Source organism: Streptomyces sp. C1-1 (assembly GCF_050214755.1).
Lineage (GTDB): Bacteria > Actinomycetota > Actinomycetes > Streptomycetales > Streptomycetaceae > Streptomyces.
This window is the reverse complement of record NZ_CP189826.1, coordinates 78,612-96,123: the sequence shown is the minus strand read 5'-3', so window position 1 is coordinate 96,123 and position 17,512 is coordinate 78,612. Positions and strand designations below refer to the sequence as shown.

The 17,512-nt window shown below is 68.3% G+C and carries 12 protein-coding genes; 6 read left to right on the top strand and 6 right to left on the bottom strand.

Translation table 11 applies throughout. From position 1 onward, the window contains the following. Positions 1 to 87: 87 nt before the first annotated feature. The 4 genes from ACQF4J_RS00510 to ACQF4J_RS00495 all read right to left on the bottom strand — a co-directional run bounded on the left by ACQF4J_RS00510 (position 88) and on the right by ACQF4J_RS00495 (position 5,589). The gene (locus ACQF4J_RS00510) at positions 88 to 936 is read right to left on the bottom strand and encodes a hypothetical protein (protein WP_385245756.1); all 849 of its coding nucleotides are present in this window, start codon (positions 934 to 936) and stop codon (positions 88 to 90) included. A 411-nt stretch (positions 937 to 1,347) separates the two neighbouring features. Further along, a complete protein-coding gene (locus ACQF4J_RS00505; protein WP_351581042.1) occupies positions 1,348 to 1,473 on the bottom strand; it encodes a hypothetical protein in 126 nt (41 codons plus the stop codon). 206 nt (positions 1,474 to 1,679) lie between these two features. Further along, a complete protein-coding gene (locus ACQF4J_RS00500) occupies positions 1,680 to 2,570 on the bottom strand; it encodes a glycoside hydrolase family 19 protein (protein ID WP_427164137.1) in 891 nt (296 codons plus the stop codon). A gap of 1,966 nt (positions 2,571 to 4,536) precedes the next feature. Continuing rightward, positions 4,537 to 5,589: an alcohol dehydrogenase catalytic domain-containing protein gene (locus ACQF4J_RS00495; RefSeq protein WP_427164136.1), complete on the bottom strand. Its 1,053-nt coding sequence runs from the start codon at positions 5,587 to 5,589 to the stop codon at positions 4,537 to 4,539. 1,143 nt (positions 5,590 to 6,732) lie between these two features. Here ACQF4J_RS00495 and ACQF4J_RS00490 point away from each other — a divergent pair. Continuing rightward, positions 6,733 to 7,536, top strand: coding sequence for an intradiol ring-cleavage dioxygenase (locus ACQF4J_RS00490; protein WP_427164135.1), 804 nt, complete (start codon positions 6,733 to 6,735; stop codon positions 7,534 to 7,536). A 16-nt stretch (positions 7,537 to 7,552) separates the two neighbouring features. Continuing rightward, a complete protein-coding gene (locus ACQF4J_RS00485) occupies positions 7,553 to 10,231 on the top strand; it encodes an ATP-binding protein (protein WP_427164134.1) in 2,679 nt (892 codons plus the stop codon). 681 nt (positions 10,232 to 10,912) lie between these two features. Here ACQF4J_RS00485 and ACQF4J_RS00480 read toward each other — a convergent pair. After that, complete coding sequence (locus tag ACQF4J_RS00480) at positions 10,913 to 11,860, bottom strand: SDR family NAD(P)-dependent oxidoreductase (protein ID WP_351581030.1); 948 nt, start codon at positions 11,858 to 11,860, stop codon at positions 10,913 to 10,915. A gap of 109 nt (positions 11,861 to 11,969) precedes the next feature. Between ACQF4J_RS00480 and ACQF4J_RS00475 the strand changes: the two genes are divergently transcribed. Continuing rightward, positions 11,970 to 12,635: a TetR/AcrR family transcriptional regulator gene (locus ACQF4J_RS00475; protein WP_351581028.1), complete on the top strand. Its 666-nt coding sequence runs from the start codon at positions 11,970 to 11,972 to the stop codon at positions 12,633 to 12,635. A gap of 1,025 nt (positions 12,636 to 13,660) precedes the next feature. Then, positions 13,661 to 14,727, top strand: a protein-coding gene (locus ACQF4J_RS00470; protein ID WP_427164133.1) for an IS630 family transposase whose coding sequence is annotated in 2 segments (ribosomal slippage) — positions 13,661 to 14,104 and positions 14,107 to 14,727 — 1,065 coding nt in all. Because the reading frame shifts where the segments join, the coding sequence is not laid out codon by codon here. A 28-nt stretch (positions 14,728 to 14,755) separates the two neighbouring features. On the opposite strand, the gene ACQF4J_RS00465 is transcribed toward ACQF4J_RS00470, so the two are convergent. Then, positions 14,756 to 15,628 (bottom strand): SDR family oxidoreductase, encoded by an 873-nt coding sequence (locus ACQF4J_RS00465; RefSeq protein ID WP_351581022.1) that lies wholly within the window; start codon positions 15,626 to 15,628, stop codon positions 14,756 to 14,758. A gap of 144 nt (positions 15,629 to 15,772) precedes the next feature. Between ACQF4J_RS00465 and ACQF4J_RS00460 the strand changes: the two genes are divergently transcribed. Next, complete coding sequence (locus tag ACQF4J_RS00460) at positions 15,773 to 16,177, top strand: winged helix-turn-helix transcriptional regulator (RefSeq protein WP_067253666.1); 405 nt, start codon at positions 15,773 to 15,775, stop codon at positions 16,175 to 16,177. 215 nt (positions 16,178 to 16,392) lie between these two features. After that, positions 16,393 to 17,322, top strand: coding sequence for a hypothetical protein (locus ACQF4J_RS00455; protein ID WP_427164132.1), 930 nt, complete (start codon positions 16,393 to 16,395; stop codon positions 17,320 to 17,322). Positions 17,323 to 17,512 lie beyond the last annotated feature (190 nt).

The following is a 17,512-nucleotide window of genomic DNA, read 5'->3' as shown; positions in this document are numbered from 1 at the left end:
CGCGGTGCACGCCGTCGGCGCCCAATGGGGTGGTGCCGGGGCGCCGTGATGCGTGGCGACCCGGCACCGGCGGTGCTCTCGGACGGGTTACCTGACGTCGACGAAGTCGCCGGGTGCCGTTGCTGCGGCGGTGGTGGCGGTGCCGGCGAAGACGTAGCGGTAGTAACCGTCGACCGTGGCCGTGGTGGTGGTCTTCAGGACGCCGGTGCTGTTCGTCTTGACCGTTTTGAGCGTGGTGTAGGTGTTGCTGCCCTTCTTGCGGAACTGAAGCTTCGCGGGCTGGGACGCGTAGCCCGCGAACTTCCCCGTCTGCCAGTTCGCGCGGGCGAGCTTGCCCGTGACCGTGATGGTCTTGCCCTTCTTGACCGGCTCAGGCGTGGCATCGGCGGTCAGCGTGGAGGCCTTCTTGATCGAGGCGGTGGCGACGTCGTCGTCGTAGCTGGCGTTCGCGTACAGGTCCCAGCCACCCAGGAACAGCTTCCAGGTCCCGGCCACGCCGTTGTCCTTCATGTCGGTGGCGGGGTGGATGTTGAAGACGGCCTTGCAGGTGTACGTGCCCTGGGTCGCCGTCTCCGTGCAGTCGGGGTCGTCGTCCGTGCCCAGGCCGCCGGTGATGCCCTCCGTGGTCGAACTGTCGGTGCCCTGCCACAGGAAGGCCTCGGTGAGGGCGACGCCGCTCTCGTCCGTGGCGGTGTAGGTGACGTTGACGGTCTTCGTGCCGGTGGTGCCGAGGACGATGTCCTTGCCCCCGTTGATGACCGCGTGCGAGAACTTCATGTTCCCCAACGAGTCCCTCGGCTGAACGGACCGCGAGGTGAAGGAACTGAGCTTCGCCTCCACACCCGTCCGTACCGCCGCCTGGGCGGTCACCGGAAGAGCGATCGCGGACAGAGCGGCGGCACCGGAAACGACGGCGGCCGCAACGCGTATACGCATGAATCCCCCACGGGAAATTGAGAGGCCCGCCCAAGTCCCCCGCTTGGCCAGGCCTGTTGATCTCCGCATCATATGGACACGTTTCACAGTCAGTGAAGATCCTTTGGGTAAATAGTGCGTCTTTCCCGGCACGTTGGGGTGGCGGACCCGCACGGCTGACTGGATTGGGTGGAAGCGGGCCTTGGCCAATGGCTACCGCGTGCCCCGGGTGCATCGAGACCGAGGTGACCGCCAGTGCCGCAGGCGCTTCGGGACGCGACCGTTGACGACGCCGCCGGGCCTGGACAACCCACCGCCGGGACGACGGCCCGCACCGGCGCCATGAGCACGCCGGCGGCGGCGCGCGAGGGCGCGTCCATGTCTGATCTTGCGATCCTCGACGCGAGGGCAGACCCGTCGGCGCATGCCGTATCAGTGGAGTTCTTCGACGGACAGACGCACCTGACACAGCATCGTCTCGGGGATGGTCCGCGCCTCGTACTGTCGTTGCCGCTCCGCTTCGGTGACGGTGAGTTCCAGCCGCCGCTCGTCGGACACCGCCCTGACGCGGCTGACCGGACCCCTGGCCTCAAGCCGCCTTACCACCGGGGGGCAGCGCCGGTGGATCGAGATGCGTGCGCTCGGCGAGGGTGCAGCACGCCGTGCTTCTGGTGCAGCTCGCCGAAGGGGACGGCCCATCGACAGATGCGACCAAGCCGGCTCTGCTCCTTCCACACATCACTTCACGAAGCCGTGTACGGGCATCAGCAGTAGAGATTGCCCCCGGGAGACGTCCCGAGGATCTGCGCGAACCGCTGGTAGGCGTCCACGCGGCTCTGGACCTGCGCCGGGTTCCTGCCGTCACACTCGAGGGAGCCGTTGATGCTGCGGATCGTCTGGCCGAAGCCGACGCCGTTGACCATGGCGTTGTGGGGTGTCATGGTGCCGGGCCCGGTCTGGGTGTTCCAGTACCAAAGCGCCGTCTTCCAAGCCACGGCCGCGTCGTTCTGCACCAGCCACGGGTTGTCGAGAAGGTCGATGCCGAGCGCGTCGCCCGCGGCTTTGTAGTTGAAGTTCCAGCTGAGCTGGATAGGGCCGCGCCCGTAATAGGCCGCTTGGCCGGCCGGACAGCCGTACGGCTGACTCCAGTCGCAGTAGTGCGGGTAGTTGGCGGTGTTCTGCTCGACCACGTACACCAGACCGCCGGTCTCGTGGCTGACGTTGGCGAGGAAGGCCGCGGCCTCCTGCTTCCTGACCGTGTCGCTGCCGGTGTTCGCGAAGGCGGGATAGGCGCTGAGAGCGGCGGTGAGGCCGCTGTAGGTGTAGAAGGAATTCCGGTTCGGGAACATCTGGTTGAACTGGGTCTCGCTCACCACGAAGGTGCCGGCGGGGGACTCGGAGCCGCTGTCGCAGGCGTACGGGTCCCAGTACCAGGTGCTGATGATCGGGTCGTAGCCCGGGTTGTCGTGTTCGGCGATATAGGCCTTGCCGTCGGTGTAACGCACTACGTCGCCGGTCGTGTACGGCCTTCCGGCGACCCAGCTCGGGTAGCTCGAACACGCGGCGGCGGACGCGTCCTTGGCCGGCACCAGGACAGGCGTGGCGCTTCCCAGGACGAGTGCGGTGAGCACGGCGGAGAGGCGGCGTTTCGACACAGGATCAACTCCTCTGCGGAGCACGGGCGCACCCGGGACAAGGGCAGCAGGAAGCCGGGTCTTGGGGGCGCGTGCCGGTCGGACCGGCCACGGCGGGGCGTGGCCGTGGTGGGGGGTATGGAGGCACACTCAACCGCTTTGGTCTGTACCAGTCAAGGGTATAGACCAGTCAACTTGCTCCGCCCGGAGGTCTGTGCATGGTCGCGCTGTCGCGACGCCGGCCCCGGCGGCCTGGCGCGCCTCACTACTTTTGCCGGTAAGTACTCAATTGACCGTGCCGCCCGCGGACATCGCAGGAGCGAAGAAACGGCGCGCAGGGGCGTCGAGCTACGGGAAGTGAACAGCACCCGGTGCCCGGATCGAGCCGCAACTGTTCGGCTCGTACGCCGAGGCTGCCGCGCCGTCCCGGTCGTCCGTGTCGATCCAGGAGTTACATATCCCACTTTCCTGGTCGCGTGTGAGCCCTCATTCGATGAACTCCGTTGGCCTCAGCAACCGGTGACTCACCTGCAGACCGGTGCGCGAGGTTCGCAGATGTCATAGATCGGTCCGAAACAAACCAAGAGACGTCTCCCCAGCGCTGCCCGCTGCCCGGACTGGCTGCACCTTTGCTCCCGTCAACTCAAGGACTGAGATGGCCGCTTCTGGACTATTGCATCCCGTGCAACCGCGCCGGAGAGACGGGGCTCCGGTGGCTGACGCCGTGATGGCCGAGGTCCATGTGAGCGGGGGACCGAGCTCCTCCGCTTCGCCCCTTCCCGGGCCACCGACTGCGTCGCAGCCGTCCGGTCTTTTGCCGCAGCCGCCTTCATCCGGACTGAAAGGGCGTCCGGGGCCGAGACAGTGAGGGGTTCCGGCGTCCTTCGCCAACGGCGATCCGCAGCGCGTCACCGGTCTCTCGGTCTCCCGCAGCCACCAGTGCGCCGCCACCGGTAAAGGCGAAGCCCCCCGGAGCCTCCAGTGGCCGCGGCCCCAGCTCGCCCCGACGGGCGGCGCCCCCTTCCACGCGGCCCTCCGCAAGTCCTTCCGTCAGTCCTTCCCGCAGTGCCAGCGCCTCTCCTACCAGTAGTGGCTGACCGAGCAGCGCAGGGGGAGTCGGTGGGTGAGGCACTGGCGGGGCTACCCAGCACAGATCTCTCGACCTGGACCGCGGACGGCATCCATCGCCAGCGGGTTTGGCGGCGCCAACAGACGCCACAACCACGCAGCCGTCTGCCGTCAATGTGCGGCATGTGGACTGCGTCCAGGAATCGATGAGGGTGAGGGACTCAGGCACTTCAGGACGAGGCGCTGTTCGGTGAGGAAAGCGTTGGCGGCGGTCACGAGATGACGTGGTGTGCCACTCGGCCAGAATCGGCTGACGAAGTGGTCCAGGACCGGCCGCGTCGAGTTCGCGCTAGTCGTGCTCGATGCTCCGGCGGACCCTGGCCTCCTGGACCAGGTGGGTGACCCGAGCGCCGCTCGGCTGGTTGGACATCCATACGCGGCCGTCACCGACTGGTAGGTCGAGAACGAATACTCCGGACTTCCGCTGAGCGTCGTCTGGGATGTGGCGTTCATCGCTCCATCAACATCGCGCCCTTCCCAGGATAGGTAGCGCGGCGACCCCGGGGCGCTCCTTCTCGTTCCGCATGCCTGGCGCTGTAGCGGCTCATTCCCGGTGTCGGCGGTACAGGCGCCGCGCGCCCCGTCATCCGGCGCGGATCGTCCGCGTCGCGATGGGGCGGCACGGTTCCCGGCGGCCTGCGGCGGCGTCACTGAGCGGGGGGCGTCGCACCGCCTCGTCACAGTGGTATCCCTGCGAGGCGGCGCACATCGGCGCAGATCATGAAGGAGCTGGGGTTGGCGGAGTTCGTGCAGGGTGCCTGCGTCGCCCTGCCTCGGGCCGGCCCCCCTGACGTTCCGTCGGTGGCCGGCCTTGCGAGGGCTGCCGGGGTACAGCTGCGGACTGCCCGGACGTCCGTCGTCAGCGAGTGGGGTCGAGAATGATCTTGCGGACACCGTCGGAGCGGCCTGCGAACAGTTCGTACGCCGCCGGGCCTTCGGAGAGGGCGAAGCGGTGGGAGACGACGACCTCGGGCTTGATCCGGCCGGCGCGTGTGAGGGCGATCAGGGGAGGGAGTTCGTAGTGCACCGAGCACAGTCCGATGGCGAACTCCAGTTCCTTGACCTGCGCCAATCCCATGTGGAACGGGAATGCCTTGCTCTGGCTGACCCCGATGACGCTGACCCGGCCGGCCTGTCGGACGGCCTTGAGGGCGAGCTGGATGGTGGCGTCCGAACCCACGGCCTCCACTACGGCGTCCGGCCCTCGTCCGTCGGTCATGTCCCGTATGGCCGCCCGCGCGTCCTCGCCCTCGACCGGCTCGACACCCAGGGTGGCGGCGAAGGCGCGGCGCTCCGCGACCAGGTCAGCGCCCAGCACGCGCGCGGCACCAATGGCGAAGGCGGACTGGGCGGCCATGAGGCCGACCGGGCCGAGGCCGATGACCAGGACGGTCTCGCCGGGCTGGATGCGGGCCCGGCGGCAGCCGTACCAGGCTGTGGGGGCGTTGTCCGTCAGGACGACGGCGGCCTCGTCGGAGATGCTCTCGGGCACGTGCACCAGATTGACGTCGGCGTAGGGCACCGCCAGGGCCTGAGCCTGGCTGCCCGGGAGCTTCGAGCTCACTCCATAGCAGAGGTCCGTGCCGGACGTGGCGTGCTCGCACCGGGCCGTGAACCCGGCCGCGCACGACCGGCACCGCGCACAGCCGACAGAGGCGGGGACCAGAACCCGGTCGCCGCGCCTGAATCGGGTGACCTGGCTGCCGGTGTCGACAACCACGCCGACGCACTCGTGACCCGGTGTGTAGCCAAGGTCCTGGCTGAACCCGTTGCCGCTGAAGATGTGCAGGTCGCTGCCGCAGATGCCGGCCGCGGTCACCCGCACCACCGCGTCGGTCGGACTGGTGACGGCCGGGTCGGGGACCTCTCCATAGCGGACGTCGTGACGGCCGTGGTAGGTCAGCGCCTTCACTCAATTCTCCCTACTCTCGGCCTATTCCCGGTCGCCCGGTTGCCCGGCCGGCTCCGCGAACTACTCCGAGTCGGTGGGCTGAGGTTCCACCTGGCGGTCGCCTCTGCTCATCTCCCGCGGTTCCTTCCGTGGACATACCGTCTAGTCGGTACGCGCGGTGAGTCTATGGGTACTGTGCAGTCAGAGACAAGAGGGGGTCCGGAGCGAGCTACGGCTCATGCGCTGGCCGGTCCACTCTTTCCCCGTGTCGCGTTGTCGCGCCTGAGGGCCGTCCAGGGCGGATGACCCCGCGTGCGCGGAGCAGCCGAACGGCAACCTGTCCGATGGTCGCCGGGCACAGAAGCGGCGCGGTGTACGTCCGCCGGCGCCGAGTCGGCACGGTCACCGATCCGGTCCTCGTCCCGTGCTGACCGCGATGGCCGAAATGGTGGAGAACCGCAGGTCCTGGCTCCGATTGGATAAGTTGTCGTACCACTCGATGAGCGTGCCGGTGACCATTGATCCTCGGGACGGGAGTGCCGTTACTGGGCGCCCACCGCCGCACCGGTGAGGTCACCTACGACAATCGGCAGCACTGGAGTAAGGCTCGAGCAGCTTGATGTGGCCTGGGCGATCACCTTCGCCAACTCCACCTCGTCCATTCGGTGCTTCTCCGCCCGCGCGGTCGGCGCAGTCACGGCAACCACCTGGGGCGTCGCCGTGCTTCTTCGCTGCCGAGGCGATGCTGTCGTACGTCGGGGTGATGTCCGCCTCGCACCTCTCACAGATACAGGCCCACTCCGCCTTCAACGGTAGTAAAGGCGGTCTTCGGCTTGCAGTATTACGCAGCATCAACTGCCGCGCTTCTTCCGGATCGACCGGTCGTCCCGACACCAACGTGACCCCGGAGTAGCGGTCGGCCCAGCCGTCGCGGTGCCCTTGGTCGTCCGGGTCGCTGCGGCCGCCGGGTTTTCGCTCGCGTTCCGGGGCGAGTCCGCCAAGGGCGCCTGCCGCGGCTGCACTTCCCCTCGCGGAGTGGGGATCGCGTACGAGCTCGAGGCGGCACCTCCAGTGACCGCGAGAGATGCGGAGTTTTCGTAACGCCTCCGGTTCATCGTTCATTTGATCGATCCCATGGGCCGTCGCCCGCGCCATGGTCGCAGCATGACTGACATCCCCCACCACAACGCCGTGGAACAACAGCGCGGCGCCGAGCCGACTGCCGTTCCGCCCGGCGCCACCCGGCGATCCGTCATAGCCACCCTGGGCGGAGCGACCCTGGGCGTGGCTGCGCTGGGCTTCGCCACCACGCAGGCGACCGCCGCCGCAGAACCCGACGCCGTGGCGCGGCCAGCCGCCGCCTGCATCCTCACGCCCGAACAGACCGAGGGGCCCTACTACCTGGACCTGGAGACGGTCCGGAAGAACATCACCGAGGGCAAGGCCGGAGTTCCGCTGACCCTCCGCGTCACGGTGGTGGACGCCACGAGCTGCGCCCCGCTGCCCGACACGGCGGTTGACATTTGGCACTGTGACGCGCTCGGGGTCTACTCCGGTTACGTCGCGGGCGGGTCCACCCCGGGCTCGACCTTCCTGCGGGGCGTGCAGCTGACCGACTCCGCGGGCGTCGCGGAGTTCAGCACCATCTACCCGGGCTGGTACGTCGGCCGTGCCCTCCACATCCACGTCAAAACCCATGTGGGCGGCACCGTATCCAACGGGTCATACCTTGGAGGCCACGTGTCCCACACGGGGCAGCTCTACTTCCCGGAGACGTACAACACCAAGGTCGCCGCCCTGTCCCCGTACCGGAACAACACGGCCACCCGCACGCTCAACGCGAGGGACGGCATCTACCGCAACGGCGGATCCTCCACCCTTTTGACTCTCAGCCAGGCCGGCAGCGACCTCGGCAAGGGCGTGACCGGAACCGTCGTGCTCGGTATCAACCCCGCCGCCACACCCTGACGGACGTCCATGAGCGGTGGCCGGTCCCCTGCAACGGCTCCGGCTGCCGCTCGCATACGGTCGCGCTCCGGTCGTCGGCGCTCCGCCGTCGGCCGTTGCGCGCCGCAAGGAACACCTGGATGAAGGCAAGGGTTTCGTCGCTGGAAGGTGCGGCCAGGAATCGGAGATGAGCCGGAGTCGAACCTGTGAGATGTGCGGCGCTGCGCTGATCGTGAGACCGCACGGCGGTCGGCCGGCTCGATACTGTTCCAACGCCTGCAGGCAACGGGCGCTCCGGCAACGGCTGGCTGGCGGGGATGCCCGCAGGATGCAGCTCCAGGAGACGTCGGGTGGCTCGCCTGCCGCATCACCCGCCACGGCGACTGCCGCCTCGTTGCCACTCGCGCTCGACTCCTTCGTCGGCCGGCAGCAGGAGCTGTCGCGCCTTCGCGCGCTGCTGAGGACTTCGCGTCTCCTCACGTTGACCGGTGCGGGCGGTGTGGGCAAGACGCGACTGGCCCTGGAGTTCGCCAGGGGACTACCGCACCGCTCCGCAGCTGACCGTCGCCCGCCCCGCCCGCGAGTCGACCTCGTGGAACTCGATTCCCTGGAGGACGGCACTCTGCTGACGCAGTCCGTGGCCGCCGCTTTGGGCGTGGGCGAACGAACGGGCCGGACCGGTGTCGACGTTCTGGTCCGTGCGATCGGTGACGCCCCCTGGCTGCTGATTCTGGACAACTGCGAGCATCTGGCCGAACCGTGCGCCCGACTGGTCGCGGCCCTGCTGGGCGGCTGCCCCCGGCTGCGGGTCCTGGCCACCAGCAGGGAGGCCCTGCGGGTACCCGGAGAGACCGTGTTCCGGGTCGGCGAGCTGGCCCTGCCAGCGGCCGATGCCGGAGACGACGTGCCAGCCCTCCTGCGGGCTGATGCCGTGCGGCTGTTCGTCGAGCGCGCCTCGAGCCGCTCACCGGGATTCACCCTCAACCGCGGCAACGGCGGCCTGGTTGCGGAGATCTGCCGTCGACTGGACGGCCTCACGCTCGCCATCGAACTCGCGGCGCGCCACGTCGGCACCCTCGCACTGAGCGACATCATGGCAGGACTGAACGACCAGATCTCCCAACTGGACGTCCTCACCAACGGAAGTAGAACAGGGCCCCGACGCCACAGCGGGCTCGCTGCCGCCGTCGACTGGAGCCATCGGCTGCTGGATCCGGCGGAGCAGGCGGTCTTCCGGCGTCTGGCGGTCCTCGTCGGCGGGTTCGACGTGGCCGCGGCCCAGACGGTCTGCGTCGACGGCAGCATCGGGCCGCGGCAGGTCTTCCGTATCCTGTGCGCCCTGGAGGCGAAATCCCTGATCGTACGTCTGCCACGAGACGAAGGAACCGCACGCTTCAGGCTGTTGAACACCATTCGCATCTACGCCGTCGAACGCCTGCGCGCATCAGGCGAGTTACGCCCCACCCTGCGACGAACTGTCGCATGGCTGACCGAGTTAGCCGGTCAAGGCCATGACGAGGTGTTCGCCGACCAGGCGAGCAGCCCCTTGGCGGCGGAACGGGACAATCTCGTCTCGGTCCTGGCCTGCGCCACCGGCCACGACGATGGCGCGCAGGCGCGGCTGACACTGGAACTGGCTCGTGTTCACTACCAGCAGGAGCAGCCGTCGGCCGCCCGTACGGTGCTCACCGGCCTTCTGCGGGAAACCCGCGGTCGGGCGCTCGGCGGAGAGGTGCCGGCGCTCGCGGCGCGAGTGGCCTGCCAGCAGGCCGACCCGGAAGAAGCCCTGCGCCTGGGCGACCAGGCCGTGGACATGGAGCGGGTAGGCCACCACCCGGCCGGGCTGGCCAACGCCCTGGACGCCAGGGCGGCAGCGCGGCTGTGCCGCGGTGAGTTCTCCGAGGCCGTGGCGGATCTGCGTGAGTGCCTGGATGTCGTCGCCTCGCTCGGCGTCCCGCAGGACACCGCCTGGTGCACCCACCACCTGGCCTGGGCACTGCTCCAAGCAGGCGAGGAGCTCGAAGCCGACGAACTCATGGCCCGTTGCCTGCCGGTGCTCAGGAAGCACGCGCCCTGGCCTCGGACCGCGGCCGCGCTGCACACCGCGGGAGCCGTCCGATTGGCAATGGGTCGGCTGCACAGCGCCGAGGCACTGTTCGCCGAGGTGCTGCGGATCACCCCCGGGGCGAGTTTCCACTCGCTGTACCCCGTGGAGGGCCTGGCCCTTGTGGCCGCCGAAGGCGGAGACATGCAGCGGGCACTGCGGTTGTGCGAGGCGAGCGCGCAGGAGCGGCGCCGACTGGACACCGAGCCCGAGGCTCCGTGGCGACACAAGATGGACCAGGTCGCCGCTCGCGCCAGGACACGGCTGCCGACAGCCGCGCGGGCCGCCGCGGTCGCGGCGGCCCGTGGGCTGCACGGGGACCGGCTCATCGCGTACGCCCTGCGGACGCGGAGCGGCGACCACCGAACCTTGCCGGACTCAGTGCAGGTCGCCGGCGGGCAGTACGGGCTCACGGCGAGGGAGTTCATGGTTGTCGACCTCGTCGCCCAGGGACTGACCAACCGCCAGATCGCAGACCGGCTCGGCCTTTCGGTCCATACGGTCGCCACGCACTTGGACAAGGTCCGCGACAAGCTGGGCCTTCGGTCACGCACGCAGATTGCCCTGTGGGTGACCGCACGGACCGAAGGCGGCCACGCCACGCCGCGATGAGTCGGCGACCCACGTGACTCGATCCGGTCACCATCGCGCGGAGCGCGTCTGTGTCGTCCTGCGGTGACGGTGCCGTCCTCTGCGCGCTCCGCGTTCGATGTTCTCAGGTTGCCGGAGTGATGGAATTCGTGGACGAAGTGGGGCAGGGCTTCCCACACCGGTGGCGGGATCCTTACCTCGCAGAGGGCTCGTCTCAGCAGGCCGCAGTGTTCCGCCGGTCGCCCAAAGATCATCTGGAAGCGGACGTCACCTCACGAACTGCCCTCTCAGAGGGGGGCGCTTCCGGCCGTGGTGGTCCGCAGAACGCAGCGGGGGAGCAATACGTGAGGTCGCCGGGTTTGATGCCGTTGGCTTGCGGGCGTTCCCGTGGGTCGGCAGGCCGATACCGGGAGTGTCGCTGCTGGCCGGGGCCCCTGAACCGCAGGCCAGGTCTGGACGCTGGTGTCGCTGAAGCCGGCGTCGTCGAGGCGCTTGGCCTGTACCTGTTCGGTGTAGGACCCAGCGCGGCATCCATGCCGCCTGCTCGGCCGCCGGTATCGAGGACGAAGAGCATTCGGATGCTCACCCGTCTCACCGCTACGCGGACGCGGCTGCCGTATGTTGCGGTAGTGGCTCTTCTGGGTCGCGTCGACCATCGGGCGGCGGAGCGCCGGGCGAGCCGGTGCCTGCTGCTGGCGCGGGCTACATGGTGATGGCTGATCCGGAGGGAAGCGAGTTCTGCTGGGGCTGAAGGGCGGGGAACGTCACGCCGGTGAGGTCTTCGGAGACGGCCCACAGCCGCTGCTGGACGGCCCCCTCGTAGGACTCCGGGCTGGAAGCGACCGGCCGAGGGTGGCCCTTGATCTCGTTGCGCCCGCCGGGGCCGTAGTACTGGCCGCCGAGTGCGGTGGGGTCGGTGGCGGCGCGCAGGGTGGGCAGAGCGCCCATGGCCGGTGTCTGGGTGATCAGCGGCGCGAGCCAGGTGACGGGCAGGCGGAGCGGGGCAGGGGTGTGGCGGATGAGGTCGGTGTTGGACACGCCGGGATGGGCGGCGAGGGCGACGGTCGTGCCGTGCGCGGCGAGTCGGCGCTGCAGCTCGTAAGTGAACATCAGGTTGGCCAGCTTGGACTGACCGTAGGCGGAGGTCCGGCTGTAGGACCGCTGCCAATGCAGGTCGTCGAAGTGGATCGCGGCCCGGATGCGGTGGCCGGTGCTGCTGACCGTCACCACGCGCGAGCCGGGCACCGGCAGCATCAGGCCCAGCAGCAGCCCGGTGAGCGCGAAGTGGCCGAGGTGGTTGGTGCCGAACTGCATCTCGAAGCCGTCGGCGGTGGTCTGCTTCGGGGTGTACATCACGCCGGCGTTGTTGATCAGCAGGTCGATCCGGTCGAGCCGGGAGTGCAGCGCCGCCGCCGCGGTCCGCACGGAGTCGAGTGAGGTCAGGTCCAGCGCCTGCACGGTCACCTCACCGGGCATGCGGGCCGCGGCCTGCATGCCTTTTTCGACGTTGCGCACGGCGAGCACCACGGACGCCCCGTGCTCGGCGAGCGCCTTGGCGGTCTCGTATCCCAGTCCGTTGTTGGCCCCGGTCACCACGGCCACCCGCCCGTGCTGATTCGGAATGTCCGCCGTTGTCCACTTCTTGCCCATGTCAGACTCCCAGTCGCCTAAAGTACCGAAGGTATCTTGCGCCTTCGACGTTAAGGTACCCCCGGTATCTTGTCAACGTACCGAAGGTACTTAATCTAGACTGGGGAACGTGACTTTCCAGCGGGCGCGAACCGAAGAGCAGCGGGAGATCCGGCGACGGGCGATCCTCGACATGGCAGCGGCGATGCTCGACGAGATGCCCGTGGCCGCGGTCACCCTGAACGAGCTCAGCCGACGGGTAGGCCTGGCGAAGCCGAACGTGCTGCGCTACTTCGAGTCTCGCGAGGCGGTGCTGCTGGAGCTGCTCGACCGCTATTTGCGGGAGTGGCTGACGGAACTGGCCGGGGAGCTGGCCGCCGGCATCGACGAAGACCTCCCCATGCCCGAGCGGGCGGCAGTGGTGGCCGAGATCCTCAGTCGCTCGCTGTCCGGTCGAAAGGTGCTGTGCGAGCTCTTCGGCGCACAGGGCAGCGTCTTGGAGCACAACGTCTCCGTCGAGGTCGTGGCACGTTACAAGCGCGCCTCCCTGGACCGCCTGACAACCATGACCGCCCTGCTGGGTAAGTACCTGCCGGAACTGGGCGAGAACGCGACACTGTTCAGCCTGCAGACCATGCTCATGGCCGGCGCGCTGTCGGCTTACAGCACACCCCCACCCAGCCTGCAGGCGGCCTACGAGGCCGAGCCTGAGCTGGCCCGCTTCCACTTGGATCTGAGGGACTATTTGAAGCAGGCCTTGACCGCGACCCTCCTGGGCGTGCTACCCCGTGGCTGACCAGCGTTGCACTTGAACAGACGGAAACCTCTGTGACTCTTGAACTGACCGTCAAGTGCGCCGGACCTCGACCCTACTCGGGTCCGGCAAGGATCTGCCGACCGTCGCCTTGCTGGACCCGATCGCCGCGGCCCTGGACTACCGGCTGGCCATTGCCTTCACCGCCACGGAGGAAGAGACCGTCCGGCCCAATCACACTGTGCGCTAGGTGTGCTGACCGGACAGGCTCGCGCCCGCCCGTGTCCGGGGGGAGCCACGGGAACCTGTCCACGAAGACCCGCGCTTTTTCCGGTGCAACGAAAGCGACTGCGGCACGGGCCGGAGTTGACGATGTCCTGGGCGCGGGCCGTGAGGGTGGCGATCCGGGTGCGGTGCTGCGGTCGTGACCATGGTCGCGGACCGTAGGCATGGATGGGACTAGTGTCGCGCAGTCTCCGGAGGCATACCGCAGTGGAGGCATTCGATGTACGGCTCGGCGACCGCCGTCTACTCGACATTTCGTGCCAGCGGCGAGCTCCGAAACGTGCCAGGAGTACGGGCTGAAATCTCGAAGGGGTGGCCGCGAGTGCGGTGCTAGGGAGGGAGCGTTCACACAAGGCGGTCTCATCGCGGGCGAGACCTGCACGATTTCGCCGCGGATTTTTGTACGGAAACAAGCCGAATTCCTACACGAAATTCTTGGAGCCCACCGTCCGATTTCATGCCCCGCAGACCGTCTGACTTGCATAGACACGGGTAGCGATCTTGACGTTGGGAGTGGAATGGTCTGGTTCGGCGCGACTCGGCGCCACTGACCAAAGGGGCAAGTGTGTACGCGCTATTCGGGGCCGTCATAGGGGGCGCAATTACGGGCGGTTGCACCGTCGTCGCCGCGTTCATCGCCAGCTGGCGGGGAGGTTCGGGGGGCGGCGCGTCGTGAGGTTGGACGCGTCAGGTCACCCCGTGCCCCGGCAGTGCTCTACTGCGGTTGAACTCGTGGTGTCGTAGGGGCTGATGGCTCGTCGTCCGTGCGGTATCACCGGAGCATGCGGTATCCACAAGGAGGCGGGCTGACTGCCGAACGGCAGCAGTTCCGCGAGGAGTTACGGCTCAAGGCGGCCGAGCGGTTCGCCCAGGGCGAGGCGAGCTCGGTCATCGCCAAGACTCTGCGCGTCAACGTCCGCTCGGTACAACGGTGGCGGCAGAAGTGGGACGAGGGCGGTCCGCGGGCCCTGCGGTCGCAGGGGCCGGCATCGCTGCCGTGGCTGAGCCAGGAGCAGTTCGCGCAGCTGGAGGCGGAGCTGGCCAAGGGGCCAGCCGCGCACGGCTGGGAGGACCAGCGCTGGACACTGGCGCGGATCAAGACGGTGATCGGTCGGCGCTTTCACATGGCCTACACGATCCAGGGCGTGCGGAAACTGCTGGCGCGTAACGGCTGGTCCTGGCAGGTCCCGGCCCTACGGGCCATGGAGCGGGACGACGTGGTGGTGGCCGGGTGGGTCAAGGAGGTGTGGCCCTGCGCGGAAGACTCGCGGCGGCCCGTGGAGCCTGGCTCGTCTTCGAGGACGAAGCCGGATTCTCCATGACGCCGCCGCACGCGAAGACCTGGTCACAGCGCGGCCGGACCCCGGTGGTGCGGGTCCGCGGCCGCTCCCGCAGACGGATCTCCATCGCCGCGCTGACCTGCTACAAACCCGGTCGCCGCTCCAGGCTCATCTACCGGCCCCGCCATGACGACGGCCGTCGCGATGGGCGCAAGAGCTTCTCCTGGCGCGACTACCGGGACCTGTTGATCGCAGCACACCAGCAGCTCGGTGGCCCGATCGTTCTCGTCTGGGACAACCTCAAGGTCCATAAGGCCGCCGACCTGCAAAAGTTCGCCGAGGCCCGGGACTGGCTGACCATCTACTATCTGCCGCCCTACGCACCCGACCTCAACCCGGTCGAGGGGATCTGGTCCCTCCTGCGACGCGGCTGGCTCTCCAACGTCGCCTTCAGTACCCCTGAACACCTCGTCCAGCGGATCCGGCGCGGCCTACGGCACATCCAGTACCGCAGCGAACTCATAGACGGCTGCCTCGCCGAGACCGGCCTGACGATCAGACCCACCTGAGCAACCCGGCCACATCACGAGTTCAACCTCAGCCATGCAGGGCGGCCGCGAGTGCCTCGGCCAGGGTCACGGGCGGGCGGCCGATCAGGCGGCGCAAGTCGCCAGAGTCGGTGTACATCTCGCCGCGGTTCATACCGCGGTCAGCGTCAGCGAGGACCTCTGCCAGCTCGGCGGGTAGGCCCGCGGCGGCCAGTACCTGGGCGAAGTCGGCCACCGGGAGGTCAGCGTAGGTAACCTGCTTGCCGGCCGCAGCGGAGATCGCGGCGGCGAGCTCAGTCAGGGTGAAGGATTCGTCGCCGCCGAGCTCGTACACGGCGCCGGTGTGGCCTTCAGCGGTGAGGACGACCGCGGCGGCCTCGGCGTAGTCGGCGCGGGACGCGGCGCTGATCCGCCCCTCGCCTGCGGCGCCGACGACCGCGCCGTTCTGCAGGATCTGCGGCAGTTGGCTGGTGTAATTCTCCAGGTACCAGCCGTTGCGCAGCAGCACGCTGGGGATTCCGCAGTCCCGCAGATACGCCTCGGTCTCGCCGTGCGTGGCACCGATGACGGTGGTGGCCGTGTCCGCGTGCGTCGTGCTCGTGTACGCCACCAGCGACACGCCTGCGGACGCTGCGGCGTCGATCACGCGGCGGTGGTTGGCGACCCGCTCGCCCACGGGGACCGAGGCCGAGATCAGCAGCAGCCTTTCCGCCCCCGCGAATGCCTCGGCCAGGCCGTCGGTCTGCGCGAAGTCGGCGCGGCGTACCGTGATGCCTCGGTCGGCCAAATCCTTGATTCCGGCGATGTCCCGGCCGGTCGCGATGATGTCCGCGGCCGGGATCCCGCGCCGCAGCAGTGCCTCGACGGTGAGCCTGCCCAGCTGGCCGGTGGCTCCGGTGACGACGATCGGCATGATGGTCATTCCTTCCTTCCGCGCGTGCCTTGCACGCCTGCCGCGGTCCGTCCGCCGCGGGATGGAACACAGAATGACCTGGACACTCTCTGTTGGGGAGTAGCCACTTCTTGGTAGGGTACTTACCGCAGCGAAAGCATTGAGGTGAGCCGTATGGCTGCTGTCGAGAATGTGACCGGGCCCATGCCGTCATTCGATCCGTACGAGCGCGGCTGCCCGTCGCGGGACCTGCTCGACCAGATCGGCAGCAAGTGGGCGGTCCTCGTGCTGGGCGAACTCGGCCGGAACGGGACCTCCCGGTTCGGTCATCTCCGGCAGGCGCTGGCGGGCGTGAGCGAGAAGATGCTCACCCAGACGCTGCGCACCCTCGAACGCGACGGGCTGGTCAGCCGGACCGTCTACCCAGAGGTGCCGCCGCACGTGGAGTATGAGCTGACTGCGCTCGGCCAGACGCTACGGGAACCGCTGAAGGCGCTCACGGAGTGGTCGGTGCTGCACATCGAAGAAGTCATCACTGCCCGCGAAGAGTACGACGACCGCACTGAGCGCACCAGGTAATCAGCGGCGGCCGGCGGTCTGGTCATAGACGGCCGCCTCGCCGAGACCGGCCCGACAATTAGACCCACCTAAGCCACCCGGCGACATCACGAGTTCAACCTCAGTAACGCGGTTCCTTCGTTCGGTTCCCTCTGCGCCGTAGCAGAGCCGTGCCCAGGCCATAACGATCCTGGATATCATGGGACTTGACGCCTATCGCCGACTATCTTCACATCATGTCCACGCCACCCGAGGCTTCGCAGCCATCTGATCAGCCAGGCATCCCGGAGACGCCGGAGACGCCGAGCGCGTATCCGCACCCCAAGCCGCAGTCCCCGAATCCGCAGCCCGCGGCTCCGGGTGCGCCGGGATCCGACCCGCCGCCGGCTCCCGCGCCCACACCGGCCCAGCCGAACTTCTACGCCCAGCCCACCCTGGTCGGCCAGCCTGCCCAGCCCCAGCCCCAGCCCCAGCCGGGCAACCCGTATGCCGCGCAGCCCTACTACGGCCCCGTGCCCGTCCCAGCGGCCCCGGGGGGCGGTGGCGGCGCCGGGCGGGCCGTGTTGTGGGCGGTCGTCGGCGCGGTGGTCGCCTCCGCCGCATGGGCGGGCGGCGTGTTCCTCCTCGGCCGGGGCGACAGCGCCGACCTGCGCGGCTACAGCACCCCCTCGAACCTGTGCACAGGCGCGGACTACTCGTCGTTCAAGGACGAGTACCCGGATGACGACTCCTCGCCGCTCCGCAACTCTCTCAAGTCCGACGCGCTGGACGAGAGTTACTGCAGCCTGAGCCTGAAGAAGACCCCGTCCAGCTACGGGGACGCCTATCTCACCATGCAGATGGACCTGCACAAGAAGACCGATCCGGCGGCGGAGTTCACCGCTCTGTGGAAGAACTACCGCAAGAGCCACTCGGGTTACGACGTGGAGATCGTCAAGGGCATCGGTGACGAGGCGTATCTCGTCAGCAACGACACCACCAGCGGCACAACCAGCGGATCCATCTATGCCACTCTCGCCGTCCGGGACGGCTGGATGACGTACACCATGGGGTTCACCGAGTACCGCACGACGTACGACAGTGACACGAGCCCGCCGGATCTCAGCGAGGTCCGTGACTGGCTGAAGTCGGACACCAAGTCCACACTGGAGCAGACCAAGGACTGAGCGCCGGTGCGGTGGCCGGCCGGCGAGCACCACCTCGACGGCCGGCCTCGGACACGGGACGCATGGAGCCCCGATCCCTGGATTTTCGCGGATCTGCACGTGATCGCACCGTGGCCCGTGATGAAGGAGGCACTACATGCTCATGGCACACCCGGCGGTTCGCCCCTGCCGGTGACGCTCGGCGCCACCG